We start from the raw sequence: 24,616 nt of genomic DNA, 5'->3' as shown, positions 1-24,616 counted from the left end.
TATTTATCGTCTGGCTAGTATACAATAATCCCCGCAGTATAAATAAGGGCACAATAATAAGGTTACATCAATGAAATTAAAATTAAGTCTTTTAGCATTATTATGCTCAGCAGGCTCAGTAATGGCTGAATCAGCACCAAAAAATATCATTTATATGATTGGTGATGGTATGGGCCCGGCGTACACAACTGCATATCGTTACTTTAAAGATGATCCAAATACTAAAGTTGTTGACCCAACTGTTTTCGATACTATTTTACGTGGTATGGCACATACCTACCCTGATGATCATACCTATGTAACAGACAGCGCAGCAGGTGCAACAGCACTGAGCAGTGGCCATAAAAGTTATAATGGCGCAATTGCCGTTGATACTGATAAAAAACCAGTAAAAACCATGCTTGAAGTTGCAAAAGAACGCGGTATGACAACAGCACTCGTAGCTACTTCGCAAATCAATCATGCCACACCAGCAAGCTTTGCTTCGCACAACGAATCACGCCGCAACTACGACGAGATTGCTAACGACTATATCGATAACAAAATCGCAGGTAAATTACCGGTTGATTTAATGTTAGGTGGCGGCACTAAATATTATGTTCGTGAAGACCGTAATCTAGTTGAGGAGTTTAAAGCTGCAGGTTATCAATACAGCGATGACTTCGCAGCAATGAGTGACTTAAAACAAGTTCCTGCACTTGGTTTATTCGCTGAAGTAGGTTTACCGTTTGCGCTTGACGAAAATCCAACGCGCCTTACGCAAATGACAACTAAAGCACTTGATTTACTGGATGGTCAAAACGACAAAGGTTTTTTTGTGATGATCGAAGGTAGCCAAATTGACTGGTGTGGTCATGCAAACGACATCGCATGTGCAATGGGCGAAATGGACGACTTTGCTAAATCGATTGAACAAGCAAAAGCGTATGTAGATAAAAACCCTGATACTCTGCTTGTTATCACTGCCGACCACTCAACAGGTGGCTTAACACTTGGTGCTCATGGTCAATATAAGTGGGAAACTGACGTGATTAAAGGTGTTAAAGCAACAGCTGGCACTATCACAAAAGATCTACTTGAAAGCGATGACTTAAAAGCAGTATGGCAAAAGTATTCTGATATCGAATTCACTGATGCTAACAGCATTAAGCTAAGCGAAGCTAAGAAAATGGGCGAGAAAGCACTACTACTAGCTGTAAAAGATATCATCAATCATGCCAGCTTCACCGGTTGGACTACTGGCGGCCACACCGCTATTGATGTGCAAGTATTTGCCTATGGTAAACGTGCTGAAGATTTCTACGGTTCGCAAAACAATACTGCGATTGCCGACAAGCTGATTGATTTTATTAAACAGTAATTTATATTGAATACTGTCCAAACATAAAAAAGCCTAAACATTTTGTTTAGGCTTTTTTTTGTGAATTCAGTATTAGCAATTAACTAAGCATATACATCAACACCAATGAGGCTTTGCACTTCGGCGCGGCGCTCTAAGTTAGCAAATTCCGTGTAGGTTGAAATTGCCCGGCTGATTTTTGGGTTACTTGGTTTGTCATAAATTGTTTGCTGATAGTTTTGCGACTCAGCTTTAAACTCATCAGCAATAGCAACTGCTTGAGGGCTCGATTTAACATATTCGGTTGACGATTTTTGCTCAGCCGTTTGGTCTGATATCGCCTTAGGCTTATCTGTAACAGTATTTTTACGGCTATATTGACCGGGAATGTCACCGGTATAAAAGCCTGAGCCAATTGGTAAAGTCAAACTCGTAATTCCACATCAAACATGACTAAATTATGTGCCATAACTGACAAGCACGCAAGTCTCGTTATTCTCTCAGTTAATATCTCAGTTACTCTCGGCCTGGTAGCTTTTTCCAAGTCACTGTATCACGAACATATTTAGGCTGTGCATTGGCTGCTGTCACTGTTTCACCGTTAGCAAAAGCCGTTGCAACCGAGGCCAGCATGTATTTCGCATCAGGCAGTAAAATAGTTTCATTTAAACTTACATTTGCAAGTTCTGAAACAAGCGAAGGATAGGTCTGCCAGCCAGTACCTACCGCAGTTGCTGCTGTTTCAGGTAGCGTTAGCAACTCAGGTTTAATAACTTGCTCTTCATCAACAAGTAGCATTAAGCCATTATCATCTGCTTTGTAGTGAGCGAAATAAATCTCACCCATACGCGCATCAATCGCAGAAAACACATCACTTGCTTGGTGTTGTTCAAATGCTTGTTGCGCCATCATCTGCAATGTTGATACGCCAACCAAAGGTAAACGTGCGGCATAAGCTAAACCTTGAGCAATTGCAACACTGATGCGCACGCCCGTAAAGCTACCCGGTCCTTGACCAAAACCAATGACATCTAAGTCGGTTAATTTACATTGAGCCTTTGCGAGTAACTCATCAATTAAAGGCAAAATCTTTTGGCTGTGCTGCTGTGGGCACTCTTCAAAATGATGAAATGTTTGCCCTTGATAATGTAGCACCAGCGACAACGCTTCAGTTGATGCATCTAAGGCAAGAATATTGTGTTTAATCATCTAAGTTACTCTAATTGATCTGTTCTAAAAACGCGTTTGCCATTGCTAAATCGCGTGTGCGGCGCATGGGTGGCAAACTTTTTAAAAATACTTGGCCGTAATGGCGTGTTACTAAGCGGTTATCGCAAATAACCAGCACACCTTTATCTTTACTATCGCGAATAAGTCGCCCTACCCCTTGCTTTAATGCAATCACCGCTTGGGGTAATTGAATATGCGCAAATGGGTCTTTACCTTGCAGCTGGCAATCTTGCATTTTTGCTTGCAATAAAGGGTCATCTGGTGCGGCAAACGGCAATTTGTCAATGATAACACAACTTAATGTGCTGCCTCTAACATCTACGCCTTCCCAAAATGAGGCTGTGCCGAGTAAAACGGCATTACCGTGACGGGTAAACTTCTCAAGGATAATGCGTTTAGACATTTGCCCTTGCATATAAACCGGATAATCCATTTGTGTGGTTAAACCTTCAGCCACTAAGTGCATCATACGATAGCTAGTAAATAGCACAAAGCAGCGACCTTTTGCTGATTTTATCAACTCAAGGGTCAACTTAATAATAGCATGGGGCATATTATTAGCATGAGACTCAGGTAAGTAGCGCGGTAAGCAAAGTAGTGCTTGTTGTTGATAATCAAACGGACTTTCAACAATCATGCTTTGCGCTGGTTTTAAGCCAAGGCTGGCGTTAAAGTGCGCTAAGTCGTTATCGACCGATAAAGTGGCCGATGTAAACACAAAGCCAGCTCCCGTGTCTTTCATCATTTGAGCGAATTTAGCCGATACATTAAGCGGTGTAATGTTTACCGTTAGGTATCGGCGAGTGGTTTCGTACCAATAACTATAGCCCGTTTGTGCGGTATCAAATACCCGCTCTAACTGACCTTTAAAGGCCAATGTACGCTCAAATGGATGCTCTATTTTTTCGCTACGGTCTAAGCATAACTTTAATACTTGGTATAAAAAGTCGAGGTCGCTAATTACTCGGTGCAGTGCTGCACAAATCTCTTTATCGGCCAGCTTTTCACGCCAATCACCACGGCTACCATCAACCCCAAACTGTAAGCGTAAATCTGCTACGCTGGTTTCTAACTTGTTGAGGGTTTTACCTAATTGCAGCATATCCGGGATATCTGCACGGTATATTGCTCGTAAGTCATTAATTAAATCCACCAGCTTTTTAGTGCTAACACTTTCACCAAAATAGTCACTGGCAATTTCACTAAGCTGATGCGCCTCATCAAAAATATAGGCGTCTGCGGTAGGCATTAATTCAGCAAAACCCGTGTCTTTCACGGCCATATCAGCAAAAAACAAATGATGGTTGATCACCACCACATCAGCTTCCATGGCGTTTAAGCGCGCTTTGCGAATATAACAGTCTTGAAAATCGGGGCACTCTTTACCCAAACAGTTATCAGCAGTTGAGCTAACATAAGGCAGTACTTTGGCGTCTTCTTCTATGCCTATACAATCTGCTAAATCGCCGGAACGGGTTTCGCTTGCAAACTTTGCCACCATCGCGAGTTGATGCATTACATCAGGATCATCTGTTGGCACATGCGCAACATGCTGACTTAAACGATACGTACACAAATAATTCGCGCGGCCTTTTAAAAGGGCAACTTTTTTAGTGGCGCTCAGTGCTTTGACTAAATTGGGTAAATCACGGTGAAATAACTGCTCTTGCAGTGCTTTTGAACCCGTTGAGATGATGGTTTTGCCTTTTGATTTTAACGCAGGCGCTAAGTAAGCATAGGTTTTACCCGTGCCTGTGCCCGCCTCAACCACTAATTGGTGACGTTTTTTTAAGGCATCGTCAACTGCAACAGCCATGTCAATTTGTGGCTGCCGAGGAGTATATCCATCAAGAGAAAGTGCAAGGGGGCCAGTGGCACTGAAAAGTTGTTTGATAAACTTCGCCAATAGATTAAAAGTGATGGGCAGATTTTACGTAACTGACTTGCCAAGGGCAAGACTAAATGAGGAAGCAAGGCTTCCTCATGGTTAAAAGTATGATTGCGTTTAAATCATTGTCCTTGAATCGTTAATGTCACGCCTGATGCAGCTCGGTAACCCTGTAAATCTATGTACCAAGTTCCACTTTGTGGGTTATCAAATTGACAACTTTCTTCGTTACCATTTTTGTAAGGCCGACATAGATAATTTGAACTTGTTGACGCTGAGCCATAGTTAACATACAAATCTCCATCGCCACTACCGCCAGTAATCGTCACCGTTAAATTACTAAGGCCTGCTGGTATTTGTTGAGTAAAGCGCTGCCAACTACCGGTAGCGACACTCACGTTTGTCTCAGTTCGATCAAGGTTGTCGCCGCCACCTGAGGTGCTATAACTTCCCGTGAGTGACACATTCGAAATCTCATTCCACGCTTCAACCATGACATGATACGTACCAGTTTGAACTGACGACATCACACAGCTTTCATTACTTGTAGAAGTTGTGCTTTTACAATCAAAGTCCTGTAAGGTCGGCTTACTGCCAAATTTAACGTATAAATCGGCATCACCGGAGCCCCCCTCAGTTACAAACTCAAGGTTACTGCTCATTGCAGGTACTTCAAGCGTAAAGAATAGCTGCTCTTTTGCTGCGCCCGCCAATCCCGTTTTAGCTACGCCATTTTCAAGCTGATTAGTCGGCTCAGTTACTACATCACCGGCATTTTTTGCCATTTCAGCAACATAACTCACTGCTAGTTTTGCAAACTTACTCGCGTGAGCCGCATCAAATTGGGCATCGTTTGATGTGTGGATCAAAGGGTTAATGTCACTCATTGTTGATTCAAATGGCATTGAGGCGGCAAACCCTTGTTGATACCAAGAGGCATGATCTGAGCAGCCATAACCACATTGATCAAAGCCATAGCTCACTGAGGGCTGGTAAGCATCGAGCAACTGCGATAAATACTGATTTTGCGATGAGTTTGTGTAATCCGTCATCATCACAATATCTGTGCTGCTGCCGTTATAACCAGTCATATCAAACTGCACCATGCCTACAACATTCTTCCCCTGTGTTTTATAACTTTGAGCAATATCTTTTGAGCCTCTAAGGCCTACTTCTTCAGCAGCAAAACCCATAATTTGTATGGTCCGCTGAGGTTGGTAGTTATTTTCCACTATTGCTTTTAGGGTTTGTGTTAGCACTGCAATACCCGAGGCATTATCATCTGCACCAGGAGCTCGACCATTGCTTGGATTAGACTGATTGATTGAGTCTAAATGACCACCAATAATGACGATTTCATCTGCTTTTTCTGCACCAGGAATGGTCACAATAACTGATGATTGAGAAAAGCTATGGTTAAAATACTCAACAGTTATATCACTGCGGCTACTGGCTATTTGTTGCCAATGGCTCTTTAACCAATCTGCTGCATCAACACCACTTTGCACTGCATAATATCGGTTATGAAAGTTCATCATGCTATTAACCGTATCACTCAGTTCACTACTATCAATCGATGATAGTAGCGCATTAACTGTCGCGGCATTATCAATACTGTAATTAACAAAGCTCGCATTCATTGTACCTTGCGAAACCGCATTTAATTGCTGAGTATAAAGCTCGGCATCTGCTAATGAGTCATGGGCGACAAAACCACCGCAGCGATGATAGTTATCGTGCATAAACTCACTTAAACCAGCGATATCCTGTTTGTTAACGCGCATAAAATTAACTTGATTCAAAGCCGATTTTTGCATCGCAAAATTACTGCTTTGTTTACGTTTACTCACTGTATCTTGTTGAAAGTGCTCTGCAGCAAGGGCATCAATGGTGACCCAAATTGTTTCGTCTTGCGCTGCATAACTTAGTTGGCTCAGTGACAGTGTGGCAAAGCCCACTAAGCACTGTGTTAGACGGGTTGTCATAATCAATCCTTTTATGATGTGTATTTTAATAAAATAAAAAAGGGAGCCGAAGCTCCCTAAAAGGGTGGCTAGTTAGCCGAAATGGTGAGTGTTACACCACTTGCAGCGCTGTAGCCGCGAAGGTCGATATACCAAGTACCCGCTTGTGGGTTTGTAAATGTACAGGTTTCGCTATTGCCGTTTTTATAAGGACGGCAGTCATAGCTAGATGTTGTCGATTGTGAACCAAAGTTCACATACAAGTCAGCATCACCAGAGCCACCAGAAATAGTCACATCCAGTGACGAGTAACCCGCATCGAGGTCTTGCGTGAACCGAGTCCAGCTATTTGTACCAACACTTAAGTTAGACTCAGTGCGGTTAATTGGTGTTACACCACCACCGCTGCCCGAATCAAAGCTACCTGTAAGTGATACACCTGAAATTTGATTCCACGCTTCTACCATTACGTAGTAAGTACCCGCTTGCACATTACTAATAGCGCAGCTTTCTGTGCTAGTAGATGAAGTGCTTTTACAATCAAAGTTGCTCAGTGTTGGTTTTGCGCCATACATAACATAAAGGTCTGCATCACCACTTCCACCAGTTGTATTGAATTGTAAATTCGTTGCACCTGCTGGCACTTCAAGAGTAAAGAACATTTGATCTTTCGCTGCGCCACTGATCCCTGTGCGCGCAACGCCATTAGTTAGTTCTTCATCACCGCTTGGAGGTGGCTCAGTCGTACCACAGCTACTACCCGCACTTAAGCTTGAAGTCACACCCACCGCCGCAAGTGCCGCTTGAACATCTGCTGGGTCATAGCTTAAATCACAGGCTGCATCCATCACGCCATTACCAGCTAAATCCCAGTTTGTGCTGGCTGTCCAGTAAAGTTGGTTAGCACGTGCCATCACAACAAATGCCTTTTGCGTATCCCAACCTGGTGTGGTTGCGAGGTTATAAAATGCCTTGTTGAATACACCTGAGCTATAGTGCACATCCATACCTGAGTAGTAATTGTTTTGATGGTCAATCGAGCTGCCATCTTGGGTTGGGTTATTCATGTAACGAAGTGCACCGTTACCTTTGAAGATTTCCTGACCCACTAACCAATCGTTTGAGCCTTTCATATAAAACTCAGCCGCTTCACCTGCCATATCAGAGAACGCTTCGTTCAAACCACCTGATTTACCAGAATAAACGAGGCCTGAGTTTTGCTCGGTAAAACCATGGCTTACTTCATGCGCCGAGACATCAAGACTAACCAGTGGGTAGAAGGTATTTTGACCATCACCAAAGGTCATAGCACTACCATCCCAAAACGCATTTTCGTAATTACTGCCGTAATGAACGCGCATTTGCAATTGGAAAGTTAATGGCGCAGTACCAACCCAATCGTTATACATATTAAAAATTACGTTACCGAAATAATGCGCATCATTTAAAGGCGAGTACGCACCGTTAATTTCTTTAAAGGTATTTTCTGGGCATGTAAATGAATATGCTGTCGAACCACTTGTACCACCATTTAGGTTAATGGTTTTTACATTGGCGTTGTTCATCGTACAAGTGCTGCCCGACTGAGCAACATCTAGGCTGTCAAAATCAGTACCATAAATGTACTTACCTGTTTTTAAGTTACCACCTGGGCCTGTTGCACTGGCATGTTGTAAGTTATCGAAGCTAAATAAAACTTCACCGCTGTTAGCATCAATAATTTGATATGGACGAGATGGGTTGTCGCCATACGTCACATAAGATACTTCATACACAAGGTGTGCAACACTGTCCTCGTCTAGCCAAATAGCTAAACGTGATTGTTCATTATGCTTTTTTAACCCAACTGATTTAATTGCAGCAGGTGAATTAGCAAGGCCTTTTGCCATTGCTTTTTTCTTGTTTAGTGCCGGAGACACTGAGTCGATGTCGGCGGCAATGTCATACACCGCTGCACCATGTGCGCGCTTTAATTGGCCATTACCATCAAATGTAAGGCTAACCGTATCGCCAATAACAGGTAGACCTTGATACATCTGCTGATAACGGCGCGTGGTGTTGCCGTTACTGGTTTTGATTTCTTTTAATACAACTAAATCATTCCCTGCACCTAAACCAACTAACTGATTTGGATTTGCACTCAATACTGATGATGCATTGGTTTGCAAAGCTTGGTTAATCCCTGTTTGTTCGTTTAGGTATTTCTTGTTCGCAGCTACTGCACTTGTTGCTTGAGTCAAAGCAAAAGCAGCAAGAGTTGCTAATGTGATTTTAGATAAATTCACGTTTACGCTCCGTTAGATTGTTATGTATTTAATATTTTCCTAGTAACCGGACTGCACCGTTCCCGATTAGTGACCAGCCTAGATTGAATGGAGCGAAATTGAAAATGAAACAAAAAATTTACAAGTAAAGTATTAGCTCTAATTTAAAACACTATAATTAACAGCAAGATAATCATTTTCAGGTTTATCAAATGTTAACAGATACAACTTCAATGTAAATTTATTGATACAAAAAGATAACATTTAATAAACATTTGTACCTTTTATTTGTATTTATTTTGCTCACCTTACCATTTGTGATTCATCGCTAAAAATTCAGCTATTAACCAAAAAGCCTAGGTACATAACTTGCAGCTATCGCAAGTATCTAGGGTTTAAGGACTAAGTATGATTACTGAACTAATACAAAATGAATGGCTAAATGAGCCTTGGCTGGTCGTCATTGGCGGCACTGTACTAGCCGCCATAACCCTGTTTTTATTAAAGTTTGTAATTATCTATTGCCTAAAAAAATGGACCCAACGAACTGATTTTGTGTTCGATACCTTGCTTGTTAACTCACTTTCTACGCCATTGACCTTGTGCACAATGATGGTGCTTGTGATCATTTTTGGTCAGTTATTAAACATCACCGGCTTTATGGCCGAACACCCCTTACCCATTGCAGCCACCGCTAAAGCCATTTGTATTTTTGCCTTAGTGTTATTTTTAGACCATTTCTTATTTGGCACCGTTGATTATTACAGTGCCCGCTCAGTGGTTGTTTCGAATAGTCATAGCATCATTAAAGGCTTGATCCGCTGCGCCATAGTCTGTATTGGCTTATTGGTGTTATTGGGCACGTTGGGGATTTCAATCACTCCGATTATTGCCTCTTTGGGCATTACCTCACTTGCTGTTGCTTTGGCTTTGCAACCTACACTTGAAAACTTCTTTTCAGGCGTTCAGTTGGTGATTGATAAACCTATTCGGGTTGGCGATTTTATAGAACTTGAAAGTGGCGACCAAGGTTTTGTTGAAAAAATTGGTTGGCGCTCTACATGGGTAAAAATGTTGCCGAATAACATGATAGTCATCCCAAATAGTCAGCTGTCTAAATCACGCATCATTAATTACTTTTATCCCGAAAAAGAACTCAGCGTCCCCGTTGAGGTGGGTGTTCATTATGGCTCAGATCTTGAAAAAGTTGAGCAAGTGACTTTGGATGTTGCCAGACAGATTTTAAAAAGTCATCAATGGGGTGTTGATGACTACGATACTTTTGTGGTGTTTCACACCTTTGATCAATCAAGTATTAACTTTACGGTGATGCTAAGAGCAAAAGAGTACTTCAACCGATTTTGGGTTAAATCAGCGTTTATAAAAGCACTCCATAAACGTTACGCCGAAGAAGGCATTGTGATCCCTTATCCAATCAGGGCTATAAATACCAGTCAAGAATCTGCCCAGTTCAACAAATTGACCTAACTAAACTTATCAATGCTACATATTTTGCAGGGCTTTTTATGTCTCTTTTTAGACATTTTTAACAGCAATTATACATATGCAATCAGCATCAAGTATTTTTACTCTAAAAAGTCATAAAAATCGCATAAACACTGTGACATACCTATATTAGAGGCGTACTATATGCGGCCAGAAAGTGACAGCTTTCTGCGTCTTGTTATAAAAATATTTAAGGTCAAACAATGAATGCTTGGTACCTCATTTGTTTTCTTTCAGCATTAGCTATTTTTATTGCTTTTGCTAATCAATATATCCTCAAAATGCAAACCACGATTGCTATAACAACTGGCTCTGTTGTTATTTCTTTGCTACTTATTCTTGCCGTTAAAATGCTTGGTGATACAACGGCCCTCGAAATAACTCAGATTGTTTCTAGTATCAACTTTAATCAGTTGCTATTAAAAGGCATGCTTGGGTTTTTGCTATTCGCAGGGGCATTGGAAATCAACTTGGCAGCCCTTCGTAAACAACGATGGGAGATAACTGCATTAGTGCTATTTTCAACCATAACCTCCACGGTCATAGTCGGTTATTTAAGTTATTACTTATTTGCCTTTGTTGGCTGGCCAGTGCCGTTTATTTATTGCTTGCTGTTTGGAGCATTAATAAGCCCAACCGATCCGATTGCCGTGTTAGCCATTATTAAACAAATGCGAGCCCCAGAAGGAATTTCTGTGCAAGTTGAAGGTGAGTCTTTGTTTAATGATGGTATTGGCTTAGTCATATTCACCACCATATTTTCAGTGGCCTTTTATGGCACCGAAGCCACTGTTGCTGATGTTGCTGAGCTGTTCTTAGTGGATGCCATTGGCGGTATTGTGTTTGGGTTAGTCATTGCATTGGTTGGGCACTTTTTGATCATTAATAGCCGCGATGTGAATATTCGGTTACTTCTAACTTTGACCATCCCAACCGCTGGTTTTGCTGCGGCAAATATATGGGAAATATCGGGCGCACTTGCCATGGTTACCAGTGGTATTTTGCTTGGCAATATTACCCGCTCAAAGGCAACAGAGCGCACAGGGCCTGAAGATACCCGTTATGTAAAAGACTTTTGGCATGCCACCGATAGTTTTTTAAACGCCTTGCTGTTTTTGATCATCGGTATGCTCATCGTGACTATGCCTATTACCTTTGAAGAAATCGGTTTAGGTCTACTCATGGTACCTGTGGTGTTATTAGCGCGTTTTATAAGTGTAGGTGCGCCATTTGTATTCTTTAAAAAGTATCGTCAATACGATAAACACTCGGTAAAAATCTTAACTTGGGGCGGCCTGCGTGGTGGATTAGCACTAGCAATGGCTGCAGCTATACCTCGTGATCAAGTGATGATTGCAGGGTCTGACTTGCATGACCTAATAGTAATAGTGACTTATGTAGTTGTGATTTTTTCGATTATTGTACAAGGCTTAACAATCTCACCATTGATCCAAAGCAGTATTCAATCTGCTAAAACACAACAGTGAGTATGCCATTAGTCATTAAAAAGGCTCATAATTGAGCCTTTTTTTGTACCTTTGCGTTATACATTCTACTATCAGCAACAGCTAATAGCTTTGCAAGTGAACAGGGTTGCTGGCCCGAAAAATCAGCAATTCCATAAGAAAAACTCAATATGCTTTGACCTGTAAAACTCGAAGGTAAATTACAAAATGACTGCAGTAGACGTTGCATGATTGTTTCGCATTCTGAGGTGTTTAAATCAGTAAACAGAATCACGAACTCATCCCCACTCAAACGTGCATATAAGTCTGCTTTTCGGCAGTATTCTTTTAGTAATGATGCAAATTCTTTCAGAACTCTATCACCAGCAGAATGCCCAAAGTTATCATTAATGTATTTGAAGTTATCTAAATCTATAAATACCAATTTGGCATTTAATTGCTGCCTAATACACAAATCTAAATAATGCTCAGCAGTGCTTGTAAAACCTCGACGATTAGGGAGCAAGGTCAATTCGTCCATTGTAGCAAGTTGCAATATGGCAAATTCACGCTCAATAATTGCAGCAAAATCTTTCAGCGCTTGAAGATTTTTATTACTCAATGTGCGTGGTTTATAGTCAATAATACACAGTGTTCCAATACAATTACCTGATTTAAGGATGATTGGGCATCCCGCATAAAAGCGAATATGTGGCTCTCCAACTACTAGCGGATTATCTGCAAACCTTTTGTCTTTCAACGCATCATTAATCACAAAAGGTTCGTCTTGTAGGATTGCGTGGCCACAAAAAGAGATATCTCGGGCAGTTTCAGTGACATTTAAACCAACACAAGACTTAAACCACTGACGTTGCTCATCAACTAAACTTATGATGCAAATTGGCACTGAAAAGAATTGCTGAGCAAGGCGTGTGATTCTGTCGAAAACAGGTTCACTTTGCGTATCTAATATTTCAAGCGAACGCAATTCGTCAAGGCGAGCTTGCTCATTCAATGGCACTGCGGGTTTATCCATTAATCTGCCCTGTAAAATATAAATGAACTTACTTAAACGTTAGCAGAAATTGCGCTACTGTTGCAGAAAAATTTGGCTTTCGTTTAAGCCCAGGTATCTAGGTGCTTATTACCCTCTTCATCTTCTTCAATAGCATTTTTACTGTTTTTATCGCCATTCTCAGCAGCTTTTTTACGTCGTTCAATTTCACGTTTTTGCCGTTTTTCTAGCTCAATTCGCTGCACGTTCGCGTCTTTTACGCCCGCAATATGAAACGCGCCTTTACTCTCCAACTGTAAGCGTGTTATGCGACCTAAAAAGGGGATCATGATATCCATTTGTACCTCCTATCACTCCATTTATTATCGGCAGTTATAGCATATACTTTAATTTAGAAAAAAAATGCTTGCCAAAGATTAGCAAAGCATGTTTATCTATATACGTAAATTATTTAAACAGATATACGCACTGGTTTACATAAACGAGTGCAATACAGGAAAAATTATGCGTTTCAATCTGACAACTATCCATCATCACCATCATTCACCGGAATAGCCTGTCAGGTTTTTCGCTGAGAGGTTATTCCTAAAAGGAACCTCTGGCGAGCAATCAACCAAATTATTTATTTTCGCCCTGAGGTTCCCTCGGGGTTTTTAGTTTTTGAATTAAAGGAAAATAAATAATGAGCAATACCAATCGTTTACGAATCGCCATCCAAAAAGGTGGCCGCTTATCAAAAGACTGCCAAGAATTACTTAAGCAATTAGGCGTTAAATTAAACCTTCGTGAACAACGTTTAATCGCACACTCTACCAACATGCCAATTGATGTACTTCGTGTACGCGATGACGATATTCCGGGCCTAGTAATGGACGGTGTGTGTGACCTAGGTATCGTTGGCGAAAACGTACTTGTTGAAGTACAAGCCGAACGCGAACGCCAAGGCGCAGCATTCGAAGTAAATAAACTTTCTAAACTTGATTTCGGTTACTGCCGCCTAGCACTTGCATGGCCACAAGAACTTGGCCCGCAAGATAAAAGCTGGTTTGAAGGTAAACGCATTGCCACTACCTACCCAGAAATCTTGAGCCAATACCTAAAACGTGAAGGCATCAACGCAAGCACGGTAATGTTAACGGGTTCTGTTGAAGTAGCCCCGCGTGCAGGTTTAGCTGATGCAATCTGTGATTTAGTGTCTACCGGTGCAACATTAGAAGCAAACGGCCTAATGCAAGGCGAGACCATCTTAGAATCAAACGCATGTTTAATTCAAAACAAAGACCTTAAAGACCAAAGTAAACTTGATTTAATCAATACGCTAATGCCGCGTCTACGTGGTGTTCGTCAAGCTAAAGAAAGTAAATACATTATGTTACACGCACCAAAAGCAAAGCTTGATGAAGTATGCGACTTACTACCTGGTACTGGCCAGCCAACATTGTTAGCACTTGCTGGTAGCGACGATTACGTAGCACTGCACATGGTTAGCAGCGAAACTCTATTTTGGGAAACAATGGAACAGTTAAAAGCACTGGGTGCTAACTCAATCCTTGTTATGCCAATTGAAAAAATGATGGAGTAATAATCCATGTTTCGCTGGAATGAGGAAAATCAACAAGCACAGCAGGCGGTACTCACCCGCCCTGCTGTTACTGCAAGTAAAGAGGTCGAAGCAATTTGCATCGACATCTTAAATGCAGTTAAAACCGAAGGTGACGCTGCGTTGTTAAAGATGGCTAAAGAGTTTGATAAGCGCGAGACACCGCGCTTATTAGTGCCAGTTGAAGAAATTAATCAAGCTGAGCAGTTATTATCAAACGAGTTAAAAGCCGCCATCGAAACGGCCTATGCTAATGTAAAACGCTTTCACCAAGCACAATTACCTAAAGACATTAAGTTAACAACGCAACCTGGTGTGTTATGTGAACTTAAATATCAAGCCATTGAAGCGGTAGGTATTTACGTGCCAGGTGGCAGTGCGCCATTGCCATCATCAGTGATCATGCAAGGAGTGCTTGCACAATTAAGCGGTGCACAAACTGTTGTGCTTACTACACCTGTAAAAGCCGATGAAACCATCAACCCTGCCATTTTATATGCAGCAAAACTATGTGGTATTAAAACCATTGTAGAAAGTGGTGGCGCCGGAGCGATTGCAGCAATGGCATATGGCACAGAGTCAGTGCCTAAAGTGAACAAGATTTTTGGCCCGGGAAATAGCTTTGTCACCATGGCAAAACAACTTGTTGCGCAAACCATTCCGGGCATGGCGATTGATATGCCTGCGGGCCCTTCTGAAGTGTTAGTGATTGCAGATGAGCGTGCAAACCCAGAGTTTATTGCGGCAGATTTATTATCGCAAGCAGAGCACGGTGCCGATTCGCAGGTTATTTTACTGTGTAACAGCGAACGTATTATTGAAAAAACACAGCAAGCTTTAACTGAGCAGCTAGCAAAATTAAGTCGCAAAGACACTGCCGAGCAAGCGCTTGCAAACTCAAGCTTGATATTAGTGGACTCGGTTGAGCAAGCCTTTGCGGTGTCTGCTCAATATGGTCCTGAGCACCTTATTTTACAACTTGCTGATGCGCAGCCTTATTTAAACTTAGTGAAAAATGCTGGCTCAGTATTTGTAGGCGATTACACCCCAGAGTCTGCCGGTGACTATGCGTCTGGCACGAATCACGTACTACCAACGTATGGTTACAGTGCGACCTATTCGAGCTTAAACTTACTGGACTTCTTTAGAACTTACACAGTGCAAACCATCAGCAAAAATGGTTTACGTGAATTATCTAAAGCAATTTTACCTTTGGCCGCAGCAGAGGGGCTTGATGCTCACGCTAATGCTGTTTCAATTCGTCTTGAGGCTATGAACAATGAGCGATAATTCAAAAATAACAACGCTGTTGCCAGATAACATTGCAGCGCTTACAGCCTATAGTTCAGCGAAAAGTGAAAAACTAACAGGTACAACGTGGTTAAATGCCAACGAAAGCCCGTATTCACGTACGCCAAATATCAATTTAGCTGATTTAAACCGCTACCCAGATCCGCAGCCTCAGCAAGTGATCAATCGTTACGCTTGCTATGCTAATTTAGAGCCAGAGCAAGTATTGATGACCCGCGGTGCTGATGAGGGTATTGAACTATTAGTACGTACTTTTTGTAGCCCAGCTAAAGATAGCATAGCACTCTTTTTGCCAACTTACGGCATGTACAAAGTAACAGCTGATACCCACAACATTGCGATTAACGGTTTAACTCAAGAGCTGTTATTAAAAGGCACAGTTGATGAGATTGTCACTGCAGTTGCTGATTCAAAGTTGGTGTTTATTTGTAATCCAAATAACCCTACCGGCAGCATGACAAGCCTAGACAAAATCAGAAAAATCACCCAGCAACTTGCGGGTAAAGCGATTGTAGTGGTGGATGAAGCTTATATAGAATTTTGCCCAGAACAAACAGCGGCAAGCCTGATCAACGAGTTTAGTAACCTTGTGGTACTAAGAACCTTATCAAAAGCATTTGCACTTGCGGGTTTAAGAACAGGCTTTACGCTAGCCAACAGCGAGCTACTTGCGCCTATTCGTAAAGTGATTGCGCCTTACCCTGTATCAACGGTGGTTGCGAGCATTGCCGCAGATGCATTAAGTAGCGACAACATCGCTTCAATGCGCCGTCAGGTAACGATTTTAAATAGCTTAAAAGCCAAACTGAAAAGCTGGCTTGAGCAATCACCAGCTGTTATCAAAGTACTGAGCGGTGAAGGTAACTTCGTCACCTTAAAACTAAAAGACAAACAATCATTTAATATCGCACTTGAGCAAGGACTCGTGATGCGTGCCTTCACCTTATATGGCGAAAATGATTGGTTACGAATTTCTATCGGTAACGAGCAAGAACTAGAACAAGTAAAAATTTGGTTAGATGGCTTATCACTGACCAGCAATACAGTAGAACAGGAATTATCATGAGCAACCCGTATTTATTTATTGACCGCGATGGCACGATTATCGAAGAGCCTATCACCGACAAACAGGTTGATAGCCTAGAAAAATTAGTGTTCTTGCCGAATGTGATCCCTGCTCTATTACAACTTCAAGCGGCAGGTTACCGCCTTGTGATGGTTTCAAACCAAGATGGTTTAGGCACTGATAGCTTCCCGACCGCTGATTTTGATATTGCCCAAGACAAGATGATGGATATCTTAAACAGCCAAGGGATTAAATTTGATGAAGTTCTGATCTGCCCGCACTTTGATGAGCAAAATTGTGACTGCCGTAAACCAAAAACTGGCTTACTTACTGAGCTGATGCGCTCAGGTAAAGTCGATTTATCACGCTCATTTGTGATTGGCGACCGCCAAACTGACATCGGACTTGCCAATAACTTATGCTGCGAAGGTATTTTGTATGATGGCAGTTGGGATGCCATTGTCACTAAGCTGACAACCGCGAACCGTGAAGGCCGTGTCACTCGCAACACCAAAGAAACGCAAATCGATGTGCAAGTTAATTTAGACCAAACAAAAAATGGCGAAATTAGCACTGGCCTTGGCTTTTTCGATCACATGCTTGACCAAATTCGCACTCACGCCAATATCGGACTTAATATTCAAGCCACTGGCGACTTACACATTGACGAGCATCACCTTGTTGAAGATATCGGTATTGCGCTTGGCCTAGCCCTTAAACAAGCCCTAGGTACAAAAACGCAAATTGGTCGCTATGGTTTTGCATTACCTATGGATGAATGTAAAGCAGAAGCGCAAATTGATTTATCAGGCCGCGCCTCATTTGTATTAAACGCTGATTTTAGCCGTGAAAAAGTGGGCGACTTAGACGTACAAATGGTTGAGCACTTCTTTAAAAGCTTAAGTGATAATGCCGCCATGAGCCTAATTCTGTCGGTTAGCGACGGTAACTGTCACCACCAAGTTGAAGGCCTATTTAAAGCGTTTGCAAGAGCACTTCGTGCTGCGATTGCAAAAGATGCTTCGCAACAAACTGCCAGCTCTAAGGGGTGTTTATGATTGCCATAATTAATACCGGTTGTGCCAACATTAACTCTGTTCGCTTTGCCTTTGAACGCTTAGGTGAAAAGCCAGAGGTGATCACCTCACCTGAACAACTAAAAGGCTTTGAACGTGCGATTTTACCTGGTGTAGGCCATGCTTCCGTTGCAATGAAACGCTTAAAAGACGGTGGTTGGCAACAAGCAATTGATGAATATCAACGCCCGCTGATGGGAATTTGTTTAGGCATGCAATTACTTTGTGATAGCACTGAAGAAGGCAATGTCGATTGCCTTGGCAAAATTCCGGGTGTTGTTAAGCACTTAGATGTGGGTACATTAACTTCTCCACACATGGGTTGGAACGACCTAAGCGTACTAAAAGAGCATGCACTTACCAAAGGGTTATCGGCGCAGGATCAAGTGTACTTTGTGCATAGCTTTGCGCACACAGTAAACGATGCAACCCTAGTAAGCGGTGAATACGGGCAAGCTTTTTCAGCCATTGTTGCCAAAGATAACTACGCAGGCATGCAGTTCCACCCTGAGCGAAGCGCCAAAGTAGGCACCCGACTTTTACAAAACTTTTTAGATTGGCAGCTGTAAGCGCAGCAAAAAATAAGAGAAATAAACGTGATTATTCCAGCACTCGATGTATTACAAAACCAAATTGTGCGCTTATACCAAGGTAAGTATGATACAGCACAATTTTACCCTTACGAACTTGGCGCACGCTTACAAGAGTACGCAAGCAGCGGCGCAGGCAAACTGCACCTAGTTGATTTAGAAGGCGCGCGCGATCCAAATAAAAAACAATGGCAGCATATTCAAGCCGCAACCAAAGCGCTTAATGTACCTTATCAAGTGGGCGGCGGTATTCGCTCTGAGCAAGATGTTGCTGACTGGCTTGAAGCCGGTGCTAATCAAGTCGTGATCGGCTCAATGGCCGTTGAAAAGCGCGAACAAGTAAAGGCGTGGATTGAAAAATTTGGCAGCGAACACTTTGTTATCGCATTGGATGTTAATAAAACTGACAACGGCTGGGCGCCAGCAACACATGGTTGGTTAAGTGAATCTGAGTTTGGTTTGTTCGAACTTGTTGATTTTTACGTGGCACTTGGTGTGGTTGATTTTCTGTGTACTGACATCAGTAAAGACGGCACCATGACCGGCCCTTCGTTTGCACTTTATGAAGATTTAACCAACCACAACAGCGAGATTAAAGTTCAAGCATCAGGCGGTGTAAGCTCTCTTGATGATATCGCAAAGCTGAAAAAACTAGGCGTTGGCGGTGTTATATTAGGTAAATCATTACTCGATGGTGCCTTTAATGTTGAGGAGGCGCTAGCATGTTATCAAAACGCATAATCCCTTGTTTAGATGTAAAAGACGGCCAAGTCGTTAAAGGTGTTAAATTTAAAGGCCATGAAGTGGTTGGTGATATTTTAACGCTTGCTAAGGCATACAGCGATGCCGGTGCGGATGAACTGGTGTTTTATGAAATCAGTGCCAGCGTCGAAAAACGCCTACTTGATGTCAATTGGGTAGAGAACATTGCACGCCACATTGATATTCCATTTTGTGTGGCTGGCGGTATTAAATCTGTTGCCGATGCAGCACGTGTTTTAGAACGTGGTGCAGATAAAATCAGTATTAACAGCCCTGCTATCGCGCGCCCTGAGCTTATCAAAGAGTTACACGATGAGTTTGGTAAACAGTGCGTGGTTGTGGGAATAGATAGCTTTTATGATGAAAACACTGGCGAGTATTTAGTCTACCAGCTAACTGGCGACCCAAATGCATCAAGCCGTACTCGCTATAAAACCGAAGAATGGGTTAAGCGTGTGCAAGACCTAGGTGCTGGTGAAATCGTACTCAATTGCATGAACCAAGACGGCGTGCGTAAAGGCTACGACAATGTTCAGCTATCAAAAATGCGTGCACTGTGCGATATTCCACTGATTGCATCGGGCGGCGCAGGGACGATGCAAGACTTTGTTGATGTATTTCAGCAAAGCCAAGTTGATGGCGCGCTCGCTGCCAGCGTATTTCACAAGAACGTCATTGATATTGGCGAACTAAAACAATTTTTAATCGATAATAATGTAGCGGCAAGACTATGCAATTAACCAAAGACACTCTTTCTCAAGTCGATTTTGCCAAAAGCGAATTGATCCCAGCTATCGTGCAAGACGCACGCTCTGGGGTGATTTTAATGCAAGGCTTTATGAATCAAGACGCATTAGCTGCCACTTTCGACAAACAAAAAGTAACCTTTTACTCGCGTTCTAAAGAGCGTTTATGGACCAAAGGCGAAACATCAGAAAACTACCTTGAAGTAGTCTCAGTACACACCGACTGCGATTACGACTCACTATTAGTACTGGCAAACCCACTTGGGCCAACATGCCACTTAGGTACACAAAGCTGCTTCGGCGATGATGCTAAACCTAGCTTGTCGTTTTTAGCTGAGCTTGAACAAGTTATTGTCTCGCGTAAAGACGATGATCCAAGCAAAAGCTACACAGCGTCTTTGTTTGCAAAAGACTTAAGCCGTAGTTGCCAAAAAGTGGGTGAAGAAGGTGTCGAAGTTGCCCTTGCAGCCATGAAACATGATAACGATGAATTAACCAATGAATCGGCAGACTTACTGTATCACTTAACCGTGTTATTGCAGCGCCAAGGCCTATCGTTGGCCGATGTAGTGAGCTGTTTACAAGGCCGCCATAAGTAATTGAAATTGATTAAGATGCACCTTTTTAGGTGCATCTTTTTTAGTGCATCTGAAACCTGATTTCATCTACCCAGAGCTTTTAGAACATCACGAGTAAAGTCATGTTCACTAAAGCCTTTAAGACCCGCAAGGTCATACCCTCGCCTAACAATAACTAGCTGCTCGCTTGGAATAATCACCAAATATTGACCACGATTGCCTCGCGCAGCAATAGTATCGTTTGGTAATTCAGGAAAACGTTCGTTATAAAGCCACCACTGTGCACCGTAGCCCGGTGCCGTTTCTGGGGGTTGAGCAGGAGCTGGTTTACTAATATAACTTAACCAGTCTTTTGGTAATATTTGCTCATCTTGCCAACGACCATTGTTCAAGTGTAATAGCCCTAAGCGAGCAAGATCCCGTGAAGTAGTCCACACTTGCGATGACAAAATAAAGTCACTTTGCCAATCTGACTCTAAAAATGTGTGCTGCATGCCGATTTTATCGAGTAAATTGTCATAGGGATAACGCAAATAGCTCGCCTCATCGTTGAACGTTTCTCGTAAGGTGCGTAGCGCTAACATGGTGTCGTTATTGGCGTATTTCCAGCGGCTACCTGGCTTTACTTCTAATGCGGTATGCGTTGCAGTATCAGACACTAAACCGCCGCCCATATACACACGGTCTGTCCGGTTGCCCGCTTTATTACTGTCTAAGCCTGATGCCATGTGAAGCAAGTTTTCAAGGGTAATTCCGCCACGAGGGTCAAGTGGGTGAGACCAGCTTTCAAGCCCAGCATGCTTTGTAACATCAAGTCGTTTTTGTGCTACCGCCACACCAATGATGCTCGCGCCAATACTTTTTGCAACAGACCAAGTACGCTGTGCGGTTTCTGGGGTAAAGCCTGCTTTATATTGCTCTGCTAAAATCGCCTGAGGGCTTGCTATTAAAATTGCTGAAGTGCGTGCGCCTTCACCATAATGACGAGTAAAAGCCTGAGCAATAACCTCATCAAGCGCCTTATTACCCGTTGCTTTATTGACACCATTTAACGTTTGCCAAGGCTTACCATCATCCTTTTGGTAGGCTAAATTTTCTTTAAACGGTGCTTGCACGAGTGTTGCAACTTTAAGGCTTGCCCCTACGGGTAAATCAACACAGCCTAAACGAGGACGCCACACCGATATGCGCTGTTTATCTTTATCGTAATCAACAATGACTCGCTTGTGCTCAGTATCAATGTTCGCTTGCAGTGTTTTTACAGTGTCTGCGATTAAAGGGTAAATACCGGTAAGTTCATCAATATCGATTTGATCTTTGCTTTTACCAGCGTTAAACGTGGCACTACAGGTAAAATTGGCGACGTACCCAGCGGCATAGGCTTTTAAGGTTGTATCTGTTTCTTCGCTACAAACAAAAAAGCTGGTGCTCAATAACGCGCTTAGGAAGGTTATTTTTTTCATTATTACTCCTTGAAGACCAAAGAGTTTAAATTAGCAAAAGAAAAAAATAATGGTATATTTTTACGGCAGTATTCGCTCCTTGAGCGACAAATAACCCAACAAAATAGGTTCATTGTTAATAAACAAAATGAATTTAGAGTCCGAAGCTCCTATTGTCTACGCAACTTTTTTTCTATTTATGTAAAAATTTTTTAAAGCCTTTAAACCTTTTTTATCAGCACTTGCGACTAAGCTAATAACACCACAGATATGAAAGGGAACAACCATGTTAAGTACAGTAAAAACACTCTCACTCATTGCCGCAGGCTTATTATCAGCACAGACATTTGCTTGGGGTGAAATGCCTCTACAAGCAACTAAAAACCTAACGCTAGATGCAGCATCATTAAGCGCTTTAAAAGTAGAAGCAGGCTCAGGTTTTTTACACATTACCGGTAGTGACAGTGATCAAGTGACCGTTAAAGCCGAGATTTATCAAGAAAAGCCACATGATGAGTATTGCTTAACGCTTGAAGCTAAAGATAAGCGTGCTGCGCTTGGTGCAGGCCAATGTGAATATCAAACCAACAAACAAACTCGCATTGATTTAACTGTTTCTATCCCTCGTTCATTTAATGTTGATGTACATGATGGCTCTGGCGAAATTATCATTAGCAAAGTTGCGAATACAGTGATCAACGATGGTTCTGGTTCAATTACCGCGAATGACATTACAGGCACATTAGAAATCAATGATGGTTCGGGTAGCATTGATGTTCGTAATGTAAGCCATGATATTAAAATTCATGACGGCTCTGGCAATATTAATGTTGCTAAAGCACAGGGCAATATTGAAGTACACGATGGCTCAGGCGGTATCGACTTAAATGATATTTCGGGTGATGTTGTCATTTCAGATGGTTCGGGCAGCATTCGCGTTGATACCGCAGCAAACTTTGAGTTACTAAGTGATGGTTCTGGCTCAGTAAAAGTGACCAACATTGCTGGTAAAACTAAGATGTAAGCCTACGCTTTCACAGTTATTAGCAACTAAAATGCCTTCCTTTGCGAAGGCATTTTAAATTGTAATCACCAATCTTTATTAGCATTTTTACAAGGGCTTAGGTATCCTTTAGGAAACGTTTAAGGAACTGCTATTTAAAAGGATAGCCTGATATGAAAAAGCCACTCGCCGCCTTACTAACTGGCCTTGTTTTAACTGGTTGTACAGGACTAACAACTGAACAACAAGCGGCCATTGATAACCTAACCCCTTGCGAGAAAATTAATGCCCTATTAGGTGCTTACGACAACCGCTTTGAAGGCTTAAAACGTAGCCGTGTAAATACTAAATACATGGAAACATGGACAGCAAAATACAACCTTATTGCCGATAACTGTCAAATCACAGCGCTTGATAAAGACAATGTCACCTACCGCTGTGTAGGCAACTATGAGCAACAGCAGCAAGCTGTCGCTGATCACACCCGTGCGGTTAATTTTACCCAAGCGTGTTTAGCAGGTAATAATTGGCATCAAACACAAAAAGAGTCTGCTGAATCGTTACGCACCACGTTTGTACTTGACGAAAACAACCCTGTTATTTCAATTCACTCGGGTAAAACCCTGTCGCGTAAACAGCCTTGGTCTACCACCCTTGAAATTGGTAAGCCAGTTGAAGGTAAGTAATACACTTTGGAAGGCTAATAGACATTAGCCTTCGTATCTCTATGGCACATTCAAAAAAACCAACCAGCCAATTTAAAACAGATTGCATCGGTCAATGTCATCGCCTCAATGGCTATTGCACTGGCTGTGGTCGCAGTAATGATGAAATTTTTGATTGGATCATTTTATCCGAGCAAGAAAAACAAGCGATTTTAAATACTCCTCGCCCTGACATAAAAGCGAAATAGTTCTGACACCCAAGCGTCATTAAAGCTTGTTAGCCTGATTCAAACTGACCCATCAGGTAACAATAATGACCGCTATTTTTGTAATTAACTTAGCAAGCTCTACAGAACGATTAAACCGTGTAAGCCATGAGCTCAACGCACAAAATTTGGCATTTGAACGCCTTGATGCAATTGATGGTAGAGAGCTGTCTGATACAGCGATTGCTGAGCATTATAATGCTGATTTAAATCTAAAAAAATACCATAAACCATTGAGTAAAGGTGAAATTGGCTGCTACCTGAGCCACAGAAAAGCATGGCAAACCATGGTCGATAGGCAATTAGATTACGCCATTATTTTAGAAGATGACTTTGTTCTCGACCGCTCTATTCACAGTGCAATTGAAAACATTAATACCTTGAAACAGCCTTGGCAGATAATAAAATTGGCCGCTTATAAAGACCGAAATCGGGAAATTGCCTTTACAAAACCCCTTGCTGATGAGCAGCATTTAGTCATTCATAAAAAGCTTATGTCTGGCTGCTGTGCAACGGCTGTTAGCTTGGCTGGTGCAAAAGCGCTATTAAAAGCCACTGCTGCATTTGGTCGCCCTGTCGATTGCGATTTACAGCATGTGTGGGAAACAGGCGTATATGGATACTCTTTACTGCCCTACCCGGTATCACAACCCGATAATTCACAAAGCGATATTCGTGATAGATCAAGCAAAGTTAAAAAGTCGTTTTGGCGACGTAAAACGCAGCAACTTCACAGTGCACTATTAAACGCACAATACACTAAGCAGTTTGTAAAAGCGCAGCAAACACCAAACAAAAAGAAAGGAGCCGCAGCTCCTCTCTTACCAATCAAAAATCATTAACGAGTTATTTTGCTTGAC

At 42.1% G+C, this 24,616-nt stretch carries 23 protein-coding genes; 15 read left to right on the top strand and 8 right to left on the bottom strand.

Annotated elements, in window-relative coordinates; translation table 11 throughout:
* The first annotated feature begins 70 nt into the window (after positions 1-70).
* Positions 71-1,360: an alkaline phosphatase gene (locus NH454_RS11335; protein WP_063707462.1), complete on the top strand. Its 1,290-nt coding sequence runs from the start codon at positions 71-73 to the stop codon at positions 1,358-1,360.
* A gap of 83 nt (positions 1,361-1,443) precedes the next feature.
* Here NH454_RS11335 and NH454_RS11330 read toward each other — a convergent pair whose 3' ends face one another.
* The 5 genes from NH454_RS11330 to NH454_RS11310 form a co-directional block, all read right to left on the bottom strand.
* Complete coding sequence (locus NH454_RS11330; protein WP_135926417.1) at positions 1,444-1,767, bottom strand: hypothetical protein; 324 nt, start codon at positions 1,765-1,767, stop codon at positions 1,444-1,446.
* 88 nt (positions 1,768-1,855) lie between these two features.
* Entirely contained in the window at positions 1,856-2,548 is a 693-nt protein-coding gene (tsaB, locus tag NH454_RS11325) for a tRNA (adenosine(37)-N6)-threonylcarbamoyltransferase complex dimerization subunit type 1 TsaB (RefSeq protein ID WP_135926416.1), read from the bottom strand.
* Between the two features lie 10 nt (positions 2,549-2,558).
* Positions 2,559-4,475 (bottom strand): ATP-dependent DNA helicase, encoded by a 1,917-nt coding sequence (locus NH454_RS11320; protein WP_135926415.1) that lies wholly within the window; start codon positions 4,473-4,475, stop codon positions 2,559-2,561.
* A gap of 104 nt (positions 4,476-4,579) precedes the next feature.
* On the bottom strand, positions 4,580-6,442 hold the full coding sequence (locus NH454_RS11315; RefSeq protein ID WP_253039120.1) for a M28 family metallopeptidase: 1,863 nt from the start codon (positions 6,440-6,442) through the stop codon (positions 4,580-4,582).
* A 68-nt stretch (positions 6,443-6,510) separates the two neighbouring features.
* Entirely contained in the window at positions 6,511-8,706 is a 2,196-nt protein-coding gene (locus tag NH454_RS11310; protein WP_253039118.1) for a pre-peptidase C-terminal domain-containing protein, read from the bottom strand.
* Positions 8,707-9,093: 387 nt separating this feature from the next.
* Between NH454_RS11310 and NH454_RS11305 the strand changes: the two genes are divergently transcribed.
* The gene (locus NH454_RS11305) at positions 9,094-10,173 is read left to right on the top strand and encodes a mechanosensitive ion channel family protein (RefSeq protein ID WP_135926412.1); all 1,080 of its coding nucleotides are present in this window, start codon (positions 9,094-9,096) and stop codon (positions 10,171-10,173) included.
* 221 nt (positions 10,174-10,394) lie between these two features.
* Positions 10,395-11,678: a sodium:proton antiporter gene (locus NH454_RS11300; protein WP_253039116.1), complete on the top strand. Its 1,284-nt coding sequence runs from the start codon at positions 10,395-10,397 to the stop codon at positions 11,676-11,678.
* Positions 11,679-11,703: 25 nt separating this feature from the next.
* On the opposite strand, the gene NH454_RS11295 is transcribed toward NH454_RS11300, so the two are convergent.
* Both NH454_RS11295 and NH454_RS11290 read right to left on the bottom strand, forming a co-directional pair.
* Positions 11,704-12,672, bottom strand: coding sequence for a sensor domain-containing diguanylate cyclase (locus NH454_RS11295; RefSeq protein WP_253039114.1), 969 nt, complete (start codon positions 12,670-12,672; stop codon positions 11,704-11,706).
* An 83-nt stretch (positions 12,673-12,755) separates the two neighbouring features.
* The gene (locus NH454_RS11290; RefSeq protein WP_063529102.1) at positions 12,756-12,989 is read right to left on the bottom strand and encodes a hypothetical protein; all 234 of its coding nucleotides are present in this window, start codon (positions 12,987-12,989) and stop codon (positions 12,756-12,758) included.
* Positions 12,990-13,333: 344 nt separating this feature from the next.
* Between NH454_RS11290 and hisG the strand changes: the two genes are divergently transcribed.
* Genes hisG through hisIE form a run of 8 tightly spaced genes read left to right on the top strand, consistent with a single transcriptional unit; the run spans position 13,334 to position 20,401 of the window.
* Positions 13,334-14,233, top strand: coding sequence for an ATP phosphoribosyltransferase (gene hisG, locus NH454_RS11285; protein WP_135926409.1), 900 nt, complete (start codon positions 13,334-13,336; stop codon positions 14,231-14,233).
* Between the two features lie 6 nt (positions 14,234-14,239).
* Complete coding sequence (gene hisD / locus NH454_RS11280; protein ID WP_135926408.1) at positions 14,240-15,541, top strand: histidinol dehydrogenase; 1,302 nt, start codon at positions 14,240-14,242, stop codon at positions 15,539-15,541.
* Entirely contained in the window at positions 15,531-16,628 is a 1,098-nt protein-coding gene (hisC, locus tag NH454_RS11275; protein WP_253039112.1) for a histidinol-phosphate transaminase, read from the top strand. The genes hisD and hisC overlap by 11 nt, the downstream gene beginning before the upstream one ends.
* A complete protein-coding gene (gene hisB / locus NH454_RS11270) occupies positions 16,625-17,686 on the top strand; it encodes a bifunctional histidinol-phosphatase/imidazoleglycerol-phosphate dehydratase HisB (protein ID WP_253039110.1) in 1,062 nt (353 codons plus the stop codon). The genes hisC and hisB overlap by 4 nt, the downstream gene beginning before the upstream one ends.
* Positions 17,683-18,273 (top strand): imidazole glycerol phosphate synthase subunit HisH, encoded by a 591-nt coding sequence (gene hisH / locus NH454_RS11265; RefSeq protein ID WP_135926405.1) that lies wholly within the window; start codon positions 17,683-17,685, stop codon positions 18,271-18,273. Before hisB ends, hisH begins: the two co-directional genes overlap by 4 nt.
* 27 nt (positions 18,274-18,300) lie before the next feature.
* Positions 18,301-19,035 (top strand): 1-(5-phosphoribosyl)-5-[(5-phosphoribosylamino)methylideneamino] imidazole-4-carboxamide isomerase, encoded by a 735-nt coding sequence (locus NH454_RS11260; RefSeq protein WP_235383593.1) that lies wholly within the window; start codon positions 18,301-18,303, stop codon positions 19,033-19,035.
* Positions 19,017-19,796: an imidazole glycerol phosphate synthase subunit HisF gene (gene hisF, locus NH454_RS11255; RefSeq protein ID WP_055021694.1), complete on the top strand. Its 780-nt coding sequence runs from the start codon at positions 19,017-19,019 to the stop codon at positions 19,794-19,796. The genes NH454_RS11260 and hisF overlap by 19 nt, the downstream gene beginning before the upstream one ends.
* Positions 19,787-20,401, top strand: a complete 615-nt coding sequence (gene hisIE, locus NH454_RS11250; protein ID WP_054552013.1) for a bifunctional phosphoribosyl-AMP cyclohydrolase/phosphoribosyl-ATP diphosphatase HisIE — start codon at positions 19,787-19,789, stop codon at positions 20,399-20,401. The genes hisF and hisIE overlap by 10 nt, the downstream gene beginning before the upstream one ends.
* A gap of 62 nt (positions 20,402-20,463) precedes the next feature.
* Here the strand turns inward: hisIE and NH454_RS11245 are convergent, their stop codons facing one another.
* On the bottom strand, positions 20,464-21,843 hold the full coding sequence (locus NH454_RS11245) for a serine hydrolase (RefSeq protein WP_253039108.1): 1,380 nt from the start codon (positions 21,841-21,843) through the stop codon (positions 20,464-20,466).
* Positions 21,844-22,108: 265 nt separating this feature from the next.
* On the opposite strand from NH454_RS11245, the gene NH454_RS11240 reads away from it, so the two are divergent.
* The 4 genes from NH454_RS11240 to NH454_RS11225 all read left to right on the top strand — a co-directional run bounded on the left by NH454_RS11240 (position 22,109) and on the right by NH454_RS11225 (position 24,598).
* Positions 22,109-22,846, top strand: a complete 738-nt coding sequence (locus NH454_RS11240; protein WP_253039106.1) for a DUF4097 domain-containing protein — start codon at positions 22,109-22,111, stop codon at positions 22,844-22,846.
* 152 nt (positions 22,847-22,998) lie between these two features.
* Positions 22,999-23,511: a hypothetical protein gene (locus NH454_RS11235; protein ID WP_063707486.1), complete on the top strand. Its 513-nt coding sequence runs from the start codon at positions 22,999-23,001 to the stop codon at positions 23,509-23,511.
* Between the two features lie 41 nt (positions 23,512-23,552).
* Positions 23,553-23,738 carry a DUF1289 domain-containing protein gene (locus NH454_RS11230; protein ID WP_135926394.1) on the top strand — a complete coding sequence of 62 codons (186 nt, stop codon included), beginning with the start codon at positions 23,553-23,555 and terminating at the stop codon, positions 23,736-23,738.
* Between the two features lie 65 nt (positions 23,739-23,803).
* Positions 23,804-24,598: a glycosyltransferase family 25 protein gene (locus NH454_RS11225; protein WP_253039104.1), complete on the top strand. Its 795-nt coding sequence runs from the start codon at positions 23,804-23,806 to the stop codon at positions 24,596-24,598.
* The last annotated feature ends 18 nt before the right edge of the window (positions 24,599-24,616 follow it).

The organism is Pseudoalteromonas sp. Ps84H-4, assembly GCF_024124645.1.
In the GTDB taxonomy this organism is placed as follows: Bacteria; Pseudomonadota; Gammaproteobacteria; order Enterobacterales; family Alteromonadaceae; genus Pseudoalteromonas; species Pseudoalteromonas lipolytica_C.
This window is presented reverse-complemented; position numbering and strand designations above follow the sequence as displayed.

Coding starts and splice junctions, on each gene's coding strand:
- NH454_RS11245 (WP_253039108.1), bottom strand. CDS start 21,843: ATGAAAAAAATAACCTTCCTAAGCGCGTTATTGAGCACCAGCTTTTTT.
- hisD (WP_135926408.1), top strand. CDS start 14,240: ATGTTTCGCTGGAATGAGGAAAATCAACAAGCACAGCAGGCGGTACTC.
- NH454_RS11300 (WP_253039116.1), top strand. CDS start 10,395: ATGAATGCTTGGTACCTCATTTGTTTTCTTTCAGCATTAGCTATTTTT.
- hisB (WP_253039110.1), top strand. CDS start 16,625: ATGAGCAACCCGTATTTATTTATTGACCGCGATGGCACGATTATCGAA.
- NH454_RS11290 (WP_063529102.1), bottom strand. CDS start 12,989: ATGGATATCATGATCCCCTTTTTAGGTCGCATAACACGCTTACAGTTG.
- NH454_RS11315 (WP_253039120.1), bottom strand. CDS start 6,442: ATGACAACCCGTCTAACACAGTGCTTAGTGGGCTTTGCCACACTGTCA.
- hisIE (WP_054552013.1), top strand. CDS start 19,787: ATGCAATTAACCAAAGACACTCTTTCTCAAGTCGATTTTGCCAAAAGC.
- hisF (WP_055021694.1), top strand. CDS start 19,017: ATGTTATCAAAACGCATAATCCCTTGTTTAGATGTAAAAGACGGCCAA.
- hisH (WP_135926405.1), top strand. CDS start 17,683: ATGATTGCCATAATTAATACCGGTTGTGCCAACATTAACTCTGTTCGC.
- NH454_RS11335 (WP_063707462.1), top strand. CDS start 71: ATGAAATTAAAATTAAGTCTTTTAGCATTATTATGCTCAGCAGGCTCA.
- NH454_RS11230 (WP_135926394.1), top strand. CDS start 23,553: ATGGCACATTCAAAAAAACCAACCAGCCAATTTAAAACAGATTGCATC.
- NH454_RS11305 (WP_135926412.1), top strand. CDS start 9,094: ATGATTACTGAACTAATACAAAATGAATGGCTAAATGAGCCTTGGCTG.
- tsaB (WP_135926416.1), bottom strand. CDS start 2,548: ATGATTAAACACAATATTCTTGCCTTAGATGCATCAACTGAAGCGTTG.
- hisG (WP_135926409.1), top strand. CDS start 13,334: ATGAGCAATACCAATCGTTTACGAATCGCCATCCAAAAAGGTGGCCGC.
- NH454_RS11235 (WP_063707486.1), top strand. CDS start 22,999: ATGAAAAAGCCACTCGCCGCCTTACTAACTGGCCTTGTTTTAACTGGT.
- NH454_RS11240 (WP_253039106.1), top strand. CDS start 22,109: ATGTTAAGTACAGTAAAAACACTCTCACTCATTGCCGCAGGCTTATTA.
- NH454_RS11295 (WP_253039114.1), bottom strand. CDS start 12,672: ATGGATAAACCCGCAGTGCCATTGAATGAGCAAGCTCGCCTTGACGAA.
- NH454_RS11225 (WP_253039104.1), top strand. CDS start 23,804: ATGACCGCTATTTTTGTAATTAACTTAGCAAGCTCTACAGAACGATTA.
- hisC (WP_253039112.1), top strand. CDS start 15,531: ATGAGCGATAATTCAAAAATAACAACGCTGTTGCCAGATAACATTGCA.